At 61.7% G+C, this 16244-nt stretch carries 12 protein-coding genes; 4 read left to right on the top strand and 8 right to left on the bottom strand.

Features of this window, described 5'->3' with window-relative positions:
- Positions 1 to 5: 5 nt before the first annotated feature.
- From G7020_RS11910 to G7020_RS11940, 7 genes are all read right to left on the bottom strand, one after another.
- Complete coding sequence (locus G7020_RS11910; RefSeq protein ID WP_181084772.1) at positions 6 to 887, bottom strand: ABC transporter permease subunit; 882 nt, start codon at positions 885 to 887, stop codon at positions 6 to 8.
- Between the two features lie 11 nt (positions 888 to 898).
- Entirely contained in the window at positions 899 to 2050 is a 1152-nt protein-coding gene (gene potA, locus G7020_RS11915; protein ID WP_181084640.1) for a polyamine ABC transporter ATP-binding protein, read from the bottom strand.
- Between the two features lie 85 nt (positions 2051 to 2135).
- On the bottom strand, positions 2136 to 3224 hold the full coding sequence (locus G7020_RS11920; RefSeq protein ID WP_181084642.1) for a polyamine ABC transporter substrate-binding protein: 1089 nt from the start codon (positions 3222 to 3224) through the stop codon (positions 2136 to 2138).
- A gap of 200 nt (positions 3225 to 3424) precedes the next feature.
- The gene (locus G7020_RS11925; RefSeq protein ID WP_181084644.1) at positions 3425 to 4522 is read right to left on the bottom strand and encodes a polyamine ABC transporter substrate-binding protein; all 1098 of its coding nucleotides are present in this window, start codon (positions 4520 to 4522) and stop codon (positions 3425 to 3427) included.
- Between the two features lie 219 nt (positions 4523 to 4741).
- Entirely contained in the window at positions 4742 to 6100 is a 1359-nt protein-coding gene (locus tag G7020_RS11930) for an aspartate aminotransferase family protein (protein WP_181084646.1), read from the bottom strand.
- 71 nt (positions 6101 to 6171) lie between these two features.
- Positions 6172 to 7530, bottom strand: a complete 1359-nt coding sequence (locus G7020_RS11935) for a glutamine synthetase family protein (RefSeq protein WP_181084650.1) — start codon at positions 7528 to 7530, stop codon at positions 6172 to 6174.
- A gap of 37 nt (positions 7531 to 7567) precedes the next feature.
- Positions 7568 to 8314, bottom strand: a complete 747-nt coding sequence (locus G7020_RS11940; protein WP_181084652.1) for a gamma-glutamyl-gamma-aminobutyrate hydrolase family protein — start codon at positions 8312 to 8314, stop codon at positions 7568 to 7570.
- A gap of 244 nt (positions 8315 to 8558) precedes the next feature.
- Here G7020_RS11940 and G7020_RS11945 point away from each other — a divergent pair, with 244 nt between their 5' ends.
- From G7020_RS11945 to aguA, 3 genes are all read left to right on the top strand, one after another.
- On the top strand, positions 8559 to 9935 hold the full coding sequence (locus tag G7020_RS11945; RefSeq protein WP_181084654.1) for a glutamine synthetase family protein: 1377 nt from the start codon (positions 8559 to 8561) through the stop codon (positions 9933 to 9935).
- 178 nt (positions 9936 to 10113) lie between these two features.
- Positions 10114 to 10995, top strand: a complete 882-nt coding sequence (gene aguB, locus G7020_RS11950) for an N-carbamoylputrescine amidase (protein ID WP_181084656.1) — start codon at positions 10114 to 10116, stop codon at positions 10993 to 10995.
- Between the two features lie 2 nt (positions 10996 to 10997).
- On the top strand, positions 10998 to 12095 hold the full coding sequence (gene aguA, locus G7020_RS11955) for an agmatine deiminase (RefSeq protein WP_181084658.1): 1098 nt from the start codon (positions 10998 to 11000) through the stop codon (positions 12093 to 12095).
- Between the two features lie 244 nt (positions 12096 to 12339).
- Here the strand turns inward: aguA and G7020_RS11960 are convergent, their stop codons facing one another.
- Entirely contained in the window at positions 12340 to 13329 is a 990-nt protein-coding gene (locus tag G7020_RS11960; protein WP_423835658.1) for a GGDEF domain-containing protein, read from the bottom strand.
- Positions 13330 to 13626: 297 nt separating this feature from the next.
- Between G7020_RS11960 and G7020_RS11965 the strand changes: the two genes are divergently transcribed.
- Positions 13627 to 16170, top strand: coding sequence for a PAS domain S-box protein (locus G7020_RS11965; RefSeq protein WP_181084663.1), 2544 nt, complete (start codon positions 13627 to 13629; stop codon positions 16168 to 16170).
- Positions 16171 to 16244: the final 74 nt, after the last annotated feature.

Raw genomic sequence — 16244 nt, forward strand, 5'->3', positions numbered from 1 at the left:
GTAGGTCATAGCTTGCCCTCCAGTTCCTTCGCCTGGTTCCTGTTGAACAGAATGATCGGCACGATCAGGATCGCCAGCATCACCACCGCCAGTGCCGAAGCCACCGGCCAGTCGCGGTTGTTGAAGAACTCCTGCCAGAGCACCTTGCCGATCATCAGCGTCTCGGGGCCACCGAGCAGTTCGGGGATGACGAACTCGCCCACCACGGGAATGAACACCAGCATGCAGCCGGCGACGATGCCGTTCTTCGACAGCGGCACGGTGATTTTCCAGAAGCTGGTCAGCCGCCGGGCGCCCAGATCGGACGCGGCTTCCAGCAGGCTCAGATCGTGCTTCACCAGATTGGCGTAGAGCGGCAGGATCATGAACGGCAGGTAGGAGTAGACCACGCCGATATACACCGCAAGATCGGTGTTGAGGATCTGCAACGGCATATCGATCAGGCCCATGCCCAGCAGCAGGCTGTTGAGCAGGCCGTTGCTGCTGAGGATGCCCATCCAGGCGTAGACGCGGATCAGGATCGCGGTCCAGGTTGGCATCATGATCAGCAGCAGCAGCACCGTCTGCAGGTCCTTGCGGGCGCGGGCGATGGCATAGGCCATGGGATAGCCGACCAGCAGGCACAGCAGGGTGCTGAAGAAGGCGATTTTCAGCGAGCCGGCATAGGCGGCCAGATAGAGATCATCCTCGCTGAGGAAGATGTAATTGCCGAGGTTGATCAGCATCTGCAGCTGTTGATCGGCGTAGGCGAAGATATCCGTGTACGGCGGGATCGCCACGTCCGCTTCGGCGAAGCTGATCTTCAGCACGATGGCGAACGGCAGCAGGAAGAACAGCATCAGCCACAGGAAGGGGACGCCGATGACCAGTCGGCGCCCGGTGTTCAGCCGCACCCGACTCATGCCTGCAGCACCACGCCGCTGTCGCTGAGCCAGTGCAGATACACCTGCTCATCCCAGGTCGGCCATTTTACGTGGCGCTCGGCGTTGGCAACGAAGGCCTGCAGCAGCAGCCCGGATTCCAGCTTGATGTAGTACACCGAATGCCCGCCCAGATAGGCGATGTCATGCACGATACCCTGCACCCAGTTGTAGTCGGGCAGCTCCAGCTCCGGCTTCTCGATGCTCATCAGCAGTTTCTCGGGACGCAGGGCGAAGGTCACGCGCTTGTCCTGGGCGCGGGTGCTGATGCCATGGCCGACATAGATCGGTCGTTCCAGCTGCGGACAGGCGATCACCGCGTGGTCTTCGGCATCCTCGATCAGCTCACCGTCGAACAGGTTGACGTTGCCGATGAACTCGCAGACCAGCCGGCTGGCGGGGGTTTCGTAGATATCCATCGGGCTGCCGACCTGGGCGATCCAGCCGATATGCATGATGGCGATGCGTTCGGCCATGGTCATGGCCTCTTCCTGGTCATGGGTGACCATCACGCAGGTCACGCCGACGCGCTCGATGATCTGCACCAGCTCCAGTTGCATTCGCGAGCGCAGCTTCTTGTCCAGCGCGCCCATGGGCTCATCGAGCAGCAACAGCTTGGGCCTTTTCGCCAGCGAGCGAGCCAGGGCCACGCGCTGACGCTGGCCGCCGGACAGCTGGTGCGGTTTGCGCTTGGCGTACTGGGTCATCTGTACCAGACCCAGCATCTCTTTGACGCGTTCGTCGATCTCCGCCTTCGACAGACGATCCTGCTTGAGACCGAAGGCGATGTTCTGCTCCACGCTCATGTGCGGGAACAGCGCATAGGACTGGAACATCATGTTGATGGGCCGCTCGTAGGGCGGCATGTCGGTGATGTCCTGGCCATCGAGGAAAATGCGGCCTTCGGTCGGTCGCTCGAAACCGGCCAACATGCGCAAAAGTGTCGACTTGCCCGAACCGGAGCCACCGAGCAAGGCGAAGATCTCACCCTGATGGATGTTCAGTGAGACATCATCGACCGCTACCGTTTCGTCGAATTTCTTCGTGACGCGGTCGATCTTCAGCAGCACCTGCTTGTTCTGGCTCTCACCGGTGAGGGCCTTTTTGTAGGCGCTGGAGGCAACGGCCATGCGCGAACTCCCGATTGAAAGAAATGAGCCCGGACGCCGCCGGATCTATCGTCTTGAAAAGGCCGGGCAGCGCCCGGCCACGTCGTCACTGGCCAGACTTGAGCTTGGTCCAGGTACGTGTCATCAGCCGCTGGATTTTCGGCGGCAGCTCGTTGTTGACGAACAGGCGATCCAGCACGTTCTGCGGCGGATAGATGGACTGGTCCTGGCGAACCTCGGGGTCCATCAGCTCGCCGGCCTTCGAGTTGGGATTGGCATAACCGACGTAGTCACTGACCGAGGCGATCACCTCGGGCCTGAGCAGGAAATCGATAAAGGCATGAGCCTGCTCGGCATTCCGCGCATCGGCAGGGATGGCCAGCATGTCGAACCAGAGGTTGCCGCCTTCCTTGGGAATGGCATAGGCAATATCGATGCCCTTGCCGGCTTCATCGGCGCGAGCCGCAGCCTGGAAGGCGTCCCCGGAGAACCCGGCGGCAATGCAGATATTGCCGTTGGCCAGGTCGGAAACATATTTGGACGAATGGAAATAACGCACGTATGGCCGAACTTCCTGCAATTTGGCTGCAGCCTTGGCGTAGTCGTCCGGATCTTCGCTGTTGGGGTCCAGCCCCAGGTAGTTGAGCACTGCCGGGATCATTTCATCGGCCGAATCGAGAAAGGCGATGCCACAACCGGCAAGCTTCTTGGCATTCTCCGGCTCGAAGATCACAGCCCAGGAATCGACCTTCTCGATACCCAGCGCGGTAGACACCATCTCGACGTTGTAGCCAATGCCGTTTGTGCCCCACAGGTAAGGCACCGCATAGGCGTTGCCGGGATCGTTTTTCTGCAGTTGCTTGAGCAGCGCCGGATCTAGATTGTCCCAGTTCGACAGCTTGCTGCGGTCCAGCTTCTGGAAGGCGCCGGCGCGGATCTGCTTGCCGAGGAAGTGATTGGAAGGCACCACCACGTCATAGCCGCTGCGACCGGCGAGCAGCTTGGCCTCAAGGGTTTCGTTGGCATCGAAGACATCGTAGACGGGCTTGATACCGGTCTCTTTTTCGAACACCTCAAGCGTTGTTTCGCCAATGTAATCCGACCAGTTGTAGATATGCACACTAGCGGCCTGGGCAGAAACGGTGCCGCTGATGGCGGCAACGGCGATAAGAAGCGACTTCAGCGTGAAACGCATGGAATTGTCCTCTTGTTACAGGCCGCGCGTGCACAGCGGACGAAAGGCGGGCTATTTATTGGAAAAACCTCGGGAAATCAACTGGTCTGATACAAAAAGCCATACTTCGTGCCCGTACAGGCTGCCGCCCCCTTTGCCAGCGGTGAGGAAGCAGCCTGCCGGCTCGCACAGGTCGCAGACCCGGCGAGCCTGGTCGGGTATCAACGACCGGATTTGATTCGCGTCCAGCTGCGGGTCATGGTGCGCTGGGTCTTGGCGTCGAGGTCAGTGAAGGTATAGAGCTTCTGCAGTACGTCCTGACTCGGATAGATACCCGGATCGGTACGGATCGCCTCGGCCACCAACGGGGTAGAGGCCGCATTGGCGCTGGGGAACTGCACGTAGTCGACGATGGGCGCCATGACTTCCGGCTTCATCAGGTAGTCGAGAAACACATGGGCGTTCTCGACGTTCCTGGCATCGGTCGGAATCGCCAGCATGTCGAAGAAGCTGCCCGCGCCTTCCTTGGGAATGTTGTAACTGACGTTGACGCCGTTCTGGGCGTCCTCGGCACGCGACTTGGCCTGGTAGATGTCACCCGAATAGCCGATGGCCACGCAGATGTTGCCGTTGGCCAGGTCGGAAATGTATTTCGAAGAATGGAAGTAGGCCACATGCGGACGGATCTGCAGGAACAGTTCCTCGGCCTTCTTCAGCTCGTCGGCCTTGCTGCTGTCCGGTGCGAGCCCCAGGTAATGCAGGGCCGCCGGCAGCATTTCGGTGGGCGAGTCGAGAAAGGCGACGCCGCAGGATTTCAGTTTCTCGATATTTTCCGGCTTGAACACCAGATCCCAGGAATCCACCGGCGCGTCTTCGCCCAGAGCGGCCTTGACCTTCTCGGCGTTGTAGCCGATACCGATGGTGCCCCACATGTAGGGAACCGAATACTGGTTGTCCGGATCGCTGGTCTGCAGCGCCTTGAGCAGATCCTTGTCGAGGTTGTCCCAGTTCGACAGTTTGCTGCGGTCCAGTTTCTGGAACACGCCAGCCTTGATCTGCTTGGCCAGGAAGGGGTTGGACGGCACCACCACGTCATAGCCGGAGCTGCCGGCCAGCAGCTTGGCTTCCAGCACTTCGTTGCTGTCGAAAACGTCGTAGACCACCTTGATGCCGGTTTCCTGGGTGAAGTTGCTCAGGGTGTCTTCGGCAATGTAATCAGACCAGTTGAATACGTGCAGCACCTTCTCCTGGGCCTGGGCAGCACCGGCTACCGCGCCGGCCAGCGTCATCGCTAAGAGGGTCTTGGCAAAGGGTTTCATCCGTGTGGCTCCTGTTGTAATCGTTTGTTTTTGGCTTACAAGTCAGCAGAAGGCGAATCGCATCGCTTCCCTCGGCTTAACCGAGCAGCGAACAGGCTGTGCCGATTCGACACAGCCTCGGGAAGCCTGGCAAAAGCACGCGCGCAGTCTGGCAAGGTCGATGACGGTTTTTCAATAACCCGAGCGCAGTTCTCATGCATTCGTAACGATAGTAGCTCCTCAGCCAAGCGCTTCCCTGGCGGTTGCATCCAGACACAGCCGGGCCTTGTCGATCAGCTCGTCGATCTGCGCCTCGTTTATCACCAGCGGCGGCGAAATGATCATGGTGTCGCCTACCGCACGCATTACCAGGCCATTGCTGAAACAGTGCTCGCGACAGAGCATGCCCACGCCCGGCGCAGCGAAACGCTCGCGGGTTTTCTTGTTCTTCACCAGCTCCAGCGCGCCGAGCATGCCGACGCCCCGCGCCTCGCCCACCAGCGGATGCTCGGCCAGCTCCCGCCAGCGGGACTGCAAGTAGGGTGCCGTTTTCGCCTTGACCTGCTCGACGATCTTCTCTTCGCGCAGAATACGGATGTTCTCCAGCGCCACCGCGGCAGCCACCGGATGCCCCGAGTAGGTGAAGCCGTGGTAGAACTCGCCGCCGTCGTTGAGGGTCTGCACCACTTCGTCGCGCACCACCACGCCGCCCATGGGGATGTAGCCCGAGGTCAGACCCTTGGCGATGGGCATCAGATCCGGTGCGAGGCCGTAGTAATCGCTGCCGAACCATTCGCCGGTACGGCCGAAGCCGCAGATGACCTCGTCGGCAACCAGCAGAATCTCGTAGCGTGCGAGGATTTCCTTGAGCTTCGGCCAGTAACTGTCCGGCGGGATGATCACGCCACCGGCGCCCTGGATCGGCTCGGCGATAAAAGCGGCAATCCTGTCCTCGCCCACCTCGAGAATCTTGCGTTCCAGCTGTTCGGCGACGCGCACGCCGAATTCCTCCGGCTCCAGCTCGCCGCCCTCGCCGTACCAGTAGGGCTGGTCGATATGCTCGATACCGGGAATCGGCCCGTCGCTCTGATCGTGCATGGCCTTCATGCCGCCGAGGCTGGCGCCAGCGATGGTCGACCCGTGATAGCCGTTCCAGCGACCGATGACCACCTTCTTCCCGGGTTTGCCCTTGATCGCCCAATAATGGCGCACCATGCGCAACACGGTGTCGTTGGCCTCCGACCCCGAGCCGGTGAAGAACACATGGTTCATCCCCTCGGGGGCGATATCGGCAATCGCCTTGGCCAGGGCGATGGCCGGCGGGTGGGCGGTCTGGAAGAACAGGTTGTAGTAGGGCAGTTCACGCATCTGCCGGGTCGCGGCCTCGACCAGCTCCTCGCGCCCGTAACCGAGGTTGACGCACCAGAGCCCGGCCATGGCATCGAGAATCCTGTGGCCCTCGCTGTCCTGCAGATAGACGCCCTCGGCGCGCGTGATCACCCGCGTACCCTTGGCATTGAGCGCCTTGAAATCGGTGAACGGCGGCAGATGATGGTCGCGGCTCAAGGCTTGCCAGTGCAGGGTTTGCGAATCGCTCATCAGTCACCTCTTGGTTGGATTTGCGTGTGTTATCGGTGGATGAAAAAAGCGTCATCCACCCTACGACTGCTTTACACCGAGAGCATCAGGAATTCCCGCTCCCAGGAGCTGATCACCCGATGGTAATTCTCCTGTTCGGTGCGTTTGACCGCGACGTAGCCGGTGATGAATTTCGGGCTCAGGTACTTGCGCAGCTCGCGGCAGCTTTCCATGCGCTCCAGCGCGGCCTCCAGGGTCAGCGGCAGGCGCAGGTTGCGCCGTTCGTAGCCACGGCCCTTGACCGGCGGGCTGGGGTTCAGCTCCTCGATCATGCCGATGTAGCCGCACAGCAGGCTCGCGGCGATGGCCAGATACGGGTTGGCGTCGGCGCCCGGCAGGCGGTTCTCCAGTCGGCGGTTCTGCGGGTCGGAATCCGGCACGCGCAGCCCCACGGTGCGGTTTTCCTCGCCCCACTCGACATTCACCGGCGCCGAGGTATCGGGCAGGAAACGGCGGAACGAATTGACGTTGGGGGCGAACATCGGCAGCAGCTCGGGAATGTACTTCTGCAGGCCGCCGACGTGGTGCAGGAACAGCTGGCTCATGGAACCATCGGGGTTGGAGAAGATATTCCGCCCGGTCTCGATATCCACCACGCTCTGGTGCAGGTGCATGGCGCTGCCCGGCTCGCCGGTCATCGGCTTGGCCATGAAGGTGGCGGCGACGTTGTGCTTGAGCGCGGCCTCGCGCATGGTGCGCTTGAACACCAGGATCTGGTCGGCCAGGTGCAGCGCTTCGCCGTGACGGAAGTTGATTTCCATCTGTGCGGTGCCCTCCTCGTGGATCAGCGTATCCAGATCCAGGCCCTGGGCCTCGCACCAGTCGTACATGTCCTCGAACAGCGGATCGAACTCGTTCGCGGCATCGATCGAGAACGACTGCCGGCCCGTCTCCTGCCGGCCCGAACGCCCGATCGGCGGCTGGAACGGCAGGTCCGGGTCCTCGCAGCGCTGGGTCAGGTAGAACTCCATTTCCGGCGCGACGATGGGCTGCCAGCCACGGTCGGCATACATCTTCAGTACGCGCTTCAAGATATTGCGCGGCGATATCTCGATGGGGTTGCCCATCTTGTCGTAGGTGTCGTGAATCACCTGCGCGGTCGGCTCGATGGCCCAGGGCACGAGGAACATCGCATCGGGGTCGGGCCGGCAGAACATGTCGATGTCCGCCGGGTCGAGCAGCTCGTAGTAGATGTCGTCCTCGACATAGTCGCCGGTGACCGTCTGCAACAGCACACTTTCGGGCAGGCGCATGCCCTTTTCGCCGAGAAATTTGCTGGTCGGCGAGATCTTGCCCCTGGCAATACCGGTCAGGTCGCTGATCAGGCACTCCACTTCGGTGATCTTGTGTTCTTTCAGCCAGCCGGTGAGCTGGTCGAGCTTGCTAGTCATGATGACCTCTGATTGCGATTATGCGCGGTGGGTCCGTTCAACGCTGTGCAGCATGCGCCCGGCAGGCTTCGGCGAAGCCCTGGAACAGCGCCAGGTAAGCCGGGTGTTCATGTACTTTCCATTCCGGGTGCCATTGCACACCGAGGGCGAAGCTCGGCGCCGCCTCGACGGAGAAGGCCTCGATCAGCCCGTCAGGCGCCAGCGCCTCGATACGCAGCCCTTCGCCCAGCCGTTCGACACCCTGCCCGTGCACCGAATTGACCCGGATCTCGGCGGGCAGGCCAAGGCGCGCCAACATGCCATCCGGCTGCACATGCAGTGTGTGACTCAGGCCATATTGCACCTCGACGGGGTCCTCGGGACGCTCGCGGTGATCCTGATAAGGCCCCGCTTCATGCACTTTCTGGTGCAGGCTGCCGCCAAAGGCCACGTTCATCTCCTGGAATCCGCGACAGATGCCGAACACCGGAATGCCGGCATCCACCGCCTCGCGAATCAACGGCAGCGTCAGCTGATCACGCGAAGGGTCGTGCGGCGTATCCGGCTCGCTGGCCGGCCCCTGATAATGATGGGGCTCGACGTTGGACGGCGAGCCGGTGAACAGCAGGCCGTCGAGACTTTTCAGCAGGGTCTGCCGGTCGATCAAGTCGCCCAGCGCCGGTATCACCAGCGGCATGCCGGCAATCGCCGCAGCACGCAGGTATTTGTCGCCGGCGATATGAAATCCGTGGTGGCCGATCTGCCGGGTACAGGCGCAAACGCCGATCAGTGGCATGCGAGACATGGAATACTCGTCTTGTCAGTTGGGGCCCATCGAAGAGTAGTCTTGTTCATTTTTATAGACAATAGATTGCAAGACGACCTTCGTCAGGGTCTGCAAGCGAAGATTCCCGCGCCCCATAAATGCCCGCTGCAGCCCAGAATGAGGCACTCTCGCGCTGCTATTGACAGCCGCAAGGCTTTTCGATTGACTCCAATCAAGCCGATTTGATGATTGAAATTTTTAACAATATTTAAGGTATCTCATCATGCAACCGCCGCCGCGTGCCGTTCAGCTCAATGAAGCTAACGCATTTCTCAAGGAACACCCGGAGGTCCAGTACGTCGACCTGCTGATCGCAGACATGAATGGTGTGGTGCGCGGCAAGCGCATCGAACGCGCCAGCCTGCACAAGGTATACGAGAAAGGCATCAACCTGCCGGCCTCGCTGTTCGCCCTCGACATCAATGGCATCACTGTGGAAAGCAGCGGGCTGGGCATGGATATCGGTGATTCGGACCGCATCTGCTTCCCCATCCCCAACACCCTGAGCAACGAACCCTGGCAGAAACGCCCCACCGCGCAGTTGCTGATGACCATGCACGAACGCGACGGCGTGCCTTTCTTCGCCGATCCGCGCGAAGTGCTGCGCCAGGTGGTGAGCCGCTTCGACGAGCTGGGTCTGACCATCTGCGCGGCCTTCGAGCTGGAGTTCTATCTGATCGACCAGGAGAACATCAATGGCCGCCCACAGCCGCCGCGCTCGCCGATTTCAGGCAAGCGACCGCACTCGACCCAGGTCTACCTGATCGATGACCTCGACGAGTATGTCGACTGCCTCCAGGACATCCTCGAAGGTGCCAAGGAGCAGGGCATACCCGCCGATGCCATCGTCAAGGAAAGTGCGCCAGCGCAGTTCGAGGTCAACCTTCACCACGTCGCCGACCCGATCAAGGCCTGCGACTATGCCGTACTGCTCAAGCGGCTGATCAAGAACATCGCCTACGACCATGAGATGGACACCACCTTCATGGCCAAGCCCTATCCGGGCCAGGCCGGCAACGGGCTGCACGTGCACATCTCGCTGCTCGACAAGCAGGGCAACAATATCTTCGCCACTGACAACCCGCTGGAAAGTGAAACCTTGCGTCACGCTATCGGCGGTATCCAGCAGACCATGGCCGCATCGATGGCCTTCCTCTGCCCCAACGTCAACTCCTATCGCCGCTTCGGTGCCCAGTTCTACGTACCCAATGCGCCGTGCTGGGGGCTGGACAACCGCACCGTGGCGCTGCGCGTGCCGACCGACAGTCCGGACGGGGTGCGCATCGAGCACCGTGTCGCCGGCGCCGACGCCAACCCCTATCTGCTGCTGGCCAGTGTCCTCGCCGGAATTCACCACGGTCTGACGAATAGAATCGATCCGGACGCACCCATCGAGGGCAACTCCTACGAGCAGGTCGAACCGAGCCTGCCGTCCAACCTGCGCGATGCCCTGCGCGAGCTGGACGACAACGAGATCATGGCGCGCTACATCAGCCCGGATTACATCGACATCTTCGTTGCCTGCAAGGAAAGCGAACTGGCCGAGTTCGAGCACTCGATCTCCGATCTCGAATACAACTGGTATCTGCATACGGTTTAAAGCCGAAAGCCGACAAACAACGCTGAAGGCTGAACGAAAGGCACGCAACGGCTCTGCTTTTCGTCCAGCCCTCCAGCCTCCAGCGCTTTTATCGGCTTCAATCGCCTTTATCGTCTTTTCCAAACTTCCCGCCTAAAATCCACTCCATTTCCAAACGCCCCAATTCAACGAGGCCGTCATGACCCGTACCGTTACTGTCGCCGCCACCCAGATGGCGTGCTCCTGGGACCGCCAAGCGAACATCGCCAAGGCCGAGAAGCTGGTTCGCGAAGCGGCCGCCAAGGGCGCCCAGGTGATCCTGATCCAGGAGCTGTTCGAAACCCCTTACTTCTGCCAGAAGCCCAACCCCGAGTATCTGCAGCTGGCCACCGGCGTGGAGGACAACCCCGCGATCCAGCATTTCCAGAAGATCGCCAAGGAGCTGGCGGTGGTGCTGCCGATCAGCTTCTTCGAACTGGCCGGGCGCGCGCGCTTCAACTCCATCGCCATCATCGATGCCGACGGCACGCTGCTGGGCGTCTACCGCAAGAGCCATATTCCGGACGGCCCGGGCTACCACGAGAAGTACTACTTCAATCCCGGCGACACCGGCTTCAAGGTCTGGAACACCCGCTACGCCAGGATCGGCGTGGCCATCTGCTGGGACCAGTGGTTCCCCGAGACCGCGCGCAGCATGGCGCTGATGGGCGCCGAACTGCTGTTCTACCCGACCGCCATCGGCAGCGAGCCGCATGACCCCAACATCACCTCGCGCGACCATTGGCAGCGCGTCCAGCAGGGCCACGCCGGCGCCAACCTGATGCCGCTGATCGCCAGCAACCGCGTAGGCACCGAGGAGCAGGACGGCTACGACATCACCTTCTACGGCTCCTCGTTCATCGCCGACCAGTTCGGCGAGAAGGTCGAGGAAATGGACCGGACCAGCGAAGGCGTGCTGGTGCATGAGTTCGATCTCGATCAGCTGGAACACATCCGCAGCGCCTGGGGCGTGTTCCGTGATCGCCGCCCCAATCTCTACGGCCCGATCAGGACCCTGGACGGCTCGCAGCCTTCGGAATAGCCATGACTACCTTGAGCCGCACCCCGCGCACCGACGGTTACTTCATGCCCGCCGAATGGGCGCCGCACAGCCAGACCTGGATGGTCTGGCCGCAGCGCCCCGACAACTGGCGCGAACAGGGCGCCCCGGCACAAGCGGCGTTTGCCGCGGTAGCCAGGGCCATCGCCCGCTTCGAGCCGGTCACGGTCTGCGCCAGCGCCGGGCAGTACCTCAACGCCTGTCAGCAACTCGACGACCCGCGTATCCGGGTGGTGGAAATGAGCACTGACGACGCCTGGGTCCGCGACACCGGGCCGACCTTCGTCATCGATGGCCGGGGCGGTCTGCGCGGCGTCGACTGGACCTTCAATGCCTGGGGCGGCCTGGATGGCGGGCTTTACGCCGACTGGCAATGCGACGACGAGGTGGCGCAGAAAATCCTGCAGATCGAGCGCTGCGCGCGCTACCGCACCGAAGGCTTCGTGCTCGAAGGCGGCGCGATCCACGTCGATGGCGAAGGCACCCTGATCACCACCGAGGAATGCCTGCTCAATCGCAACCGCAACCCGCAGTTGTCCCGCGAGCAGATCGAGAACGTGCTCGCTGAGCATCTGGCCATCGACAAGGTGATCTGGCTGCCCCACGGCCTGTACAACGACGAGACCGACGGCCACGTCGACAACTTCTGCTGCTTCGTGCGCCCCGGCGAGGTGCTGCTGGCCTGGACCGACGACCCGACCGATCCCAACTTCGGGCGCTGCCAGGCGGCACTGCGCGCGCTGGAGCAGGCGCGCGACGCGCGTGGGCGAGCGCTCACCGTACACCGCATACCGATTCCCGGACCGCTGCATGCGAGCGATGAAGAGTGCGCCGGCGTGCTCATGCTGGAAGGCAGCCAGCCGCGCGATCCGTCGATCCGCCTGGCCGGCAGCTATGTGAACTTCCTCATCGTCAACGGCGGCATCATCGCACCAAGCTTCGACGATCCATTCGATGCCGAAGCCGAAGCCATCCTGCGCCGGCTGTTTCCCAAGCATGAGGTGGTGATGGTGCCGGGCCGGGAAATCCTGCTGGGCGGCGGTAATATTCATTGCATCACCCAGCAGCAGCCGCTGCCGTAGGGCCTGGCGATAGCGAGGGATTGTGCCTTCAAACCCGGATTACGCCTTCGGCTAATCCAGGCTACGGTCTGCACATGGCTTTTGTAGGAGGGGCCTTGGCCGCGAACGGAGCCGCGCCGATGGTTCGGGTATTGATTCGCGGGCATGGCCCGCTCCTACGGAAGGATTCAGCCACCTCAGGCACTCGCAACAGCCAACCGGGGCATAGCCCTATCAAAAGCCCCCCTCGTTCGCCGTTGCGTCGCTAGCCGACGATCACCTGATTCTTGCCCAGCCGCTTGGCGGTATACATCGCCGCATCGGCGCGGGCGAACAGCGCGCTGAGGTCCGGGTCGTCAGCCTTGAGGTAGGTCACGCCAAGGCTGATGGTCACGCCGAAACGCTTGCCGCCGCGAGCGGAGAACAGCAGACGCTGGATTTCCCGCTGCAGACGCGCGGCAATCTGTTCGGCGAGGCCAGGCTGGCAACCCGGCAACAGCAGCGCGAATTCTTCACCGCCGATACGCCCGAACAGATCGCCACGACGCAACACCGACGCACCGCACTGGGCAACGCGCTGCAGCACCTGATCGCCCATCTGATGGCCGTAGGTATCGTTGATCCGCTTGAAGTCATCGATATCCAGCAGCTGGAACGCCAGCGGCGTAGCGTATTGCCTGGCCAGCTCGAATTCGCGCTGGGCGCACTCGAAGAAATGCCGGCGGTTGCTGCTCTGGGTCAGCACGTCAGTGGTTGCCAGGCGCTGCAACTCACCTTCGAGCTGCTTTTTATCCGTAATGTCTTCGGCGATACCCACGATGATCGGCCCATGAGCGCTGTCGGCGCCGCGTGCGACAAAGCATTTGTCGCTGATCCAGCGCAACTGACCATCACCACGAATGATGCGATACTCGCGTTCTTCGATAGCCCCCTTGCCGAGCACATCGTTCAGGGTTTTCTGCGCGTACTCCAAGTCATCGGGATAGACGCTGTTGCGCCACTCATCGAAATCCGCCAGCAGCAAGGCAGCCGAACGACCGAATATCCGTTCGTAAGCCGGACTGACATATACCATCTGTCGGGATTGCCAGTCGAAGGCCCAGAGCACCGCATTGACGGCACCCACCAGCGTACTGAACAGCTGCTCACGCTCGCTCAGCCGCGCGACCTCGGCACGGGCATGCATCAGGCCCAGAAGGGTCTGCGTCTCGGTCGCCGGTTCGGCTTCGGTCGCCATCTCGCTTTGCTGCTTCAACGGGCTCATACCTGCCATCCAAACAGGCGCCAGGCACCGATGAACATTCATCGGGCTGTCACGCAATGCAGTTCAGAGAGTGTCGAAGATTCAAAGTTCCGGTGGCCGCCAGCTTCCCGACAGGAGCCTTGCGCAGGACTTCTATCGCGTGCCTGGAGCGCTACAATTCTGTCACGCTTGACGCTACCAGGCCGCAAAGCTGACGCGCCAGCGCACGGCATGCGAGAATCCACTCAGATAGCATTTAGCCATTAGCGCGCAAGTGTTTATCTTCTTAATACCCCGACCGCCGATGCCATGCCCATCACCCGTACTTCCCGTTCCGCCGATCCACGCTGGCTGCTTGGCGTTGGCAGCCTGCTGCTGGCCTTGCTGTTCGGCGGCCTCGCGCTGAACGACTATCGCGCCCGTGACGCGGTCCTGAAACTGCAAAACGAGAATCAGGGCAAGCTGCAGGCGCTGGCTGTACAGAGTGCGCAACAACACCTGCTGCAGCAAGGCAAACTCTTTGCCACAACGCTCGCGACAGCCCCTCAAGTGCTGCGCCTGGTACGTCAGGCCGACCAGAAGCTGCGCCAGGGAGCTTCGATTGACGGGACGGAGCTGCAGCTTATCCGCGAGCGTCTGGCCCAGGAGCTGGCTCCAGCCTGGCAGGCGCTGCAAAGCCATCAAGCGCTGCAGCTGCAGATATACTGGAGCGAGGCCGGCGTAGCACTGCTACGCATGCAGGAGCCCGAGACCTTCGGCGATGCAGTCGCCGATCACCGGCAATTGCTCTATGCCGCCCTGCACAAGGGGCAGATGACATTCGGCCTGGATATTGGCCGGCACAGCATCGGCAATCGTGCCATCGCTCCGCTGCGCGCCGACGACAGTCCGGAGAGCCCGGTCATCGGTGCACTGGAAGTCGGCTTCGGCATCCTTCCGGAGCTTTCCGTGCTGGGCGACCAGCTCGATGCGGGACTGGGCATTCTGGTCAATCAGGCCGAACTGGAAGAAGTATTCTGGACACGCCCCGTGGGCGTGCACCTCGACGGCCTGAATGGCTGGCTGCTGCAGGCCCACTCGACGCCGCAGATTCTTCACTGGGCAGCCCAGCGCGCTCTGCTCGCGCCAGAGTCGAGCCACACGCTGCAACTGCTGGAATCCGAAGGCCGGCGTTTTCTGCTCAACCAGATTCCACTGCACGACGCCCGAGCGCAGGGTGATCCGTCACGCCCGGCGATGGCCGTGGCGCTGGTCTGGCGGGACATCACCATGACGCTTGAAGAGCATCAGCAAACCGAGCGGCGACTGCTGGTGAAATGGGGGCTGGCCTGGCTGATCACCGAAGCGCTGCTGTTGGTTCTCGGCTGGCTGCTGCATCGACGCGCCATCGTCCAGCGCCAGCACGACAGCGCCTTGCGCGCCAGCCAGGAGCACCTGGCCTCGCTGTACCGCCTGGCGCCGGTGGGCATCATGCTCAGCCGCCTGGAGGATGGTGCGCTGCTGGAGTGGAATCCCGAACTGCAGCGCGTCAGCGGCTACTCCGACACGCAATTGACAGGGTGCAACGTGCGCAGCCTGCTGCCTGGCCCACGCAACGGCGTGACCGCTGTCAAACAGTTGCTGCAAAAGGGCTGCTACGGCCCGCACGAGACAGAGCTGCGCAGACAGGACGGAAAACGGGTGCCGGTACTGCTCAACGGCACGCTGATCAGCGGAGCCGATGGTCGTCTGCTGGTCTGGTCCATCGTTCAGGACATCACCGCACGGGTCACAGCCGAGCAAGAAACCAACGAGCGCGAACGCTATTTGCGCCTGCTGATCGCCAATGTGGTCGATGCCATCATCATCATCGACGCACGCGGCATCATCGAGACGTTCAACCACGCCGCCGAAGACATCTTCGGCTACGGCGAACAGGAAGTGCTGGGCCACAACCTGTCGATGCTGATGCCCGAGCCGCACCGCGCCGCCCATGACGGCTATCTGCGCGACTACGAAAAACGCGGCGAGGGCCGCGTCCTCGAGCAGAATCGCGAACTGGTGGCGGTGCGGCGCAATGGCGAAACCTTCACCATCGAACTGCGCGTCTCGGAAATCAGCCATCGCGGCGAACGCAAGTTCATCGGCCTGGTACGCGACATCACCGAGCGCAAGCGCATCGAACGCATGAAAAGCGACTTCGTCTCTATCGTCAGTCACGAGTTGCGCACACCGTTGACCTCGATTTCCGGCGCTCTGGGGCTGATAACCAGCGGCGCCCTGGGCGAAGTGCCGGTGCCCATCCGGCAGATGCTCGACATCGCGCAACAGAACAGTTTCAGGCTCGGAATGCTGATCGACGACTTGCTGGACATGGACAAGCTGATCGCCGGAAAAATGCAGCTGCGGCTGCGCATCCAGCCGTTGACGCCCCTGCTGCAAGAGGCGCTGTGCACCAATCAGGGCTATTTCGAGCAGTACAGTGTGCGTTGCGAACTGGGCGAGCTGGAAACGGCGCAGGTATCGGTAGACGAACACCGCCTGCAGCAGGTACTGGCGAACTTCCTCTCCAATGCCGCGAAATTCTCGCCGACAGGTGAAGTCGTAACCTTGAGCAGCAAGCGCCTGGGTGATCACATTCGTGTCAGTGTCACGGACCGGGGGCCGGGGATTCCGCAGATGTTCAGGGAGCGCATCTTCCAGAAGTTTTCCCAGGCCGACTCCTCCGACACACGCCAGAAAGGCGGCACAGGCCTGGGCCTGGCGATCAGCAAGGAGCTGATCGAGCATATGCACGGACGCATCGGTTTCGACGCCGAACGCAGCCAGGGCGCCTGTTTCTGGTTCGAACTGCCCGTTCACGACGCTTCATGATGGATATTTTCTACCAGGTCGTTTTTCAACAGACTGCTACTGGCAAATTGCGCACTGTTCGCTTACACAAGGTG

The organism is Stutzerimonas stutzeri (genome assembly GCF_013522825.1).
Lineage (GTDB): Bacteria > Pseudomonadota > Gammaproteobacteria > Pseudomonadales > Pseudomonadaceae > Stutzerimonas > Stutzerimonas stutzeri_AK.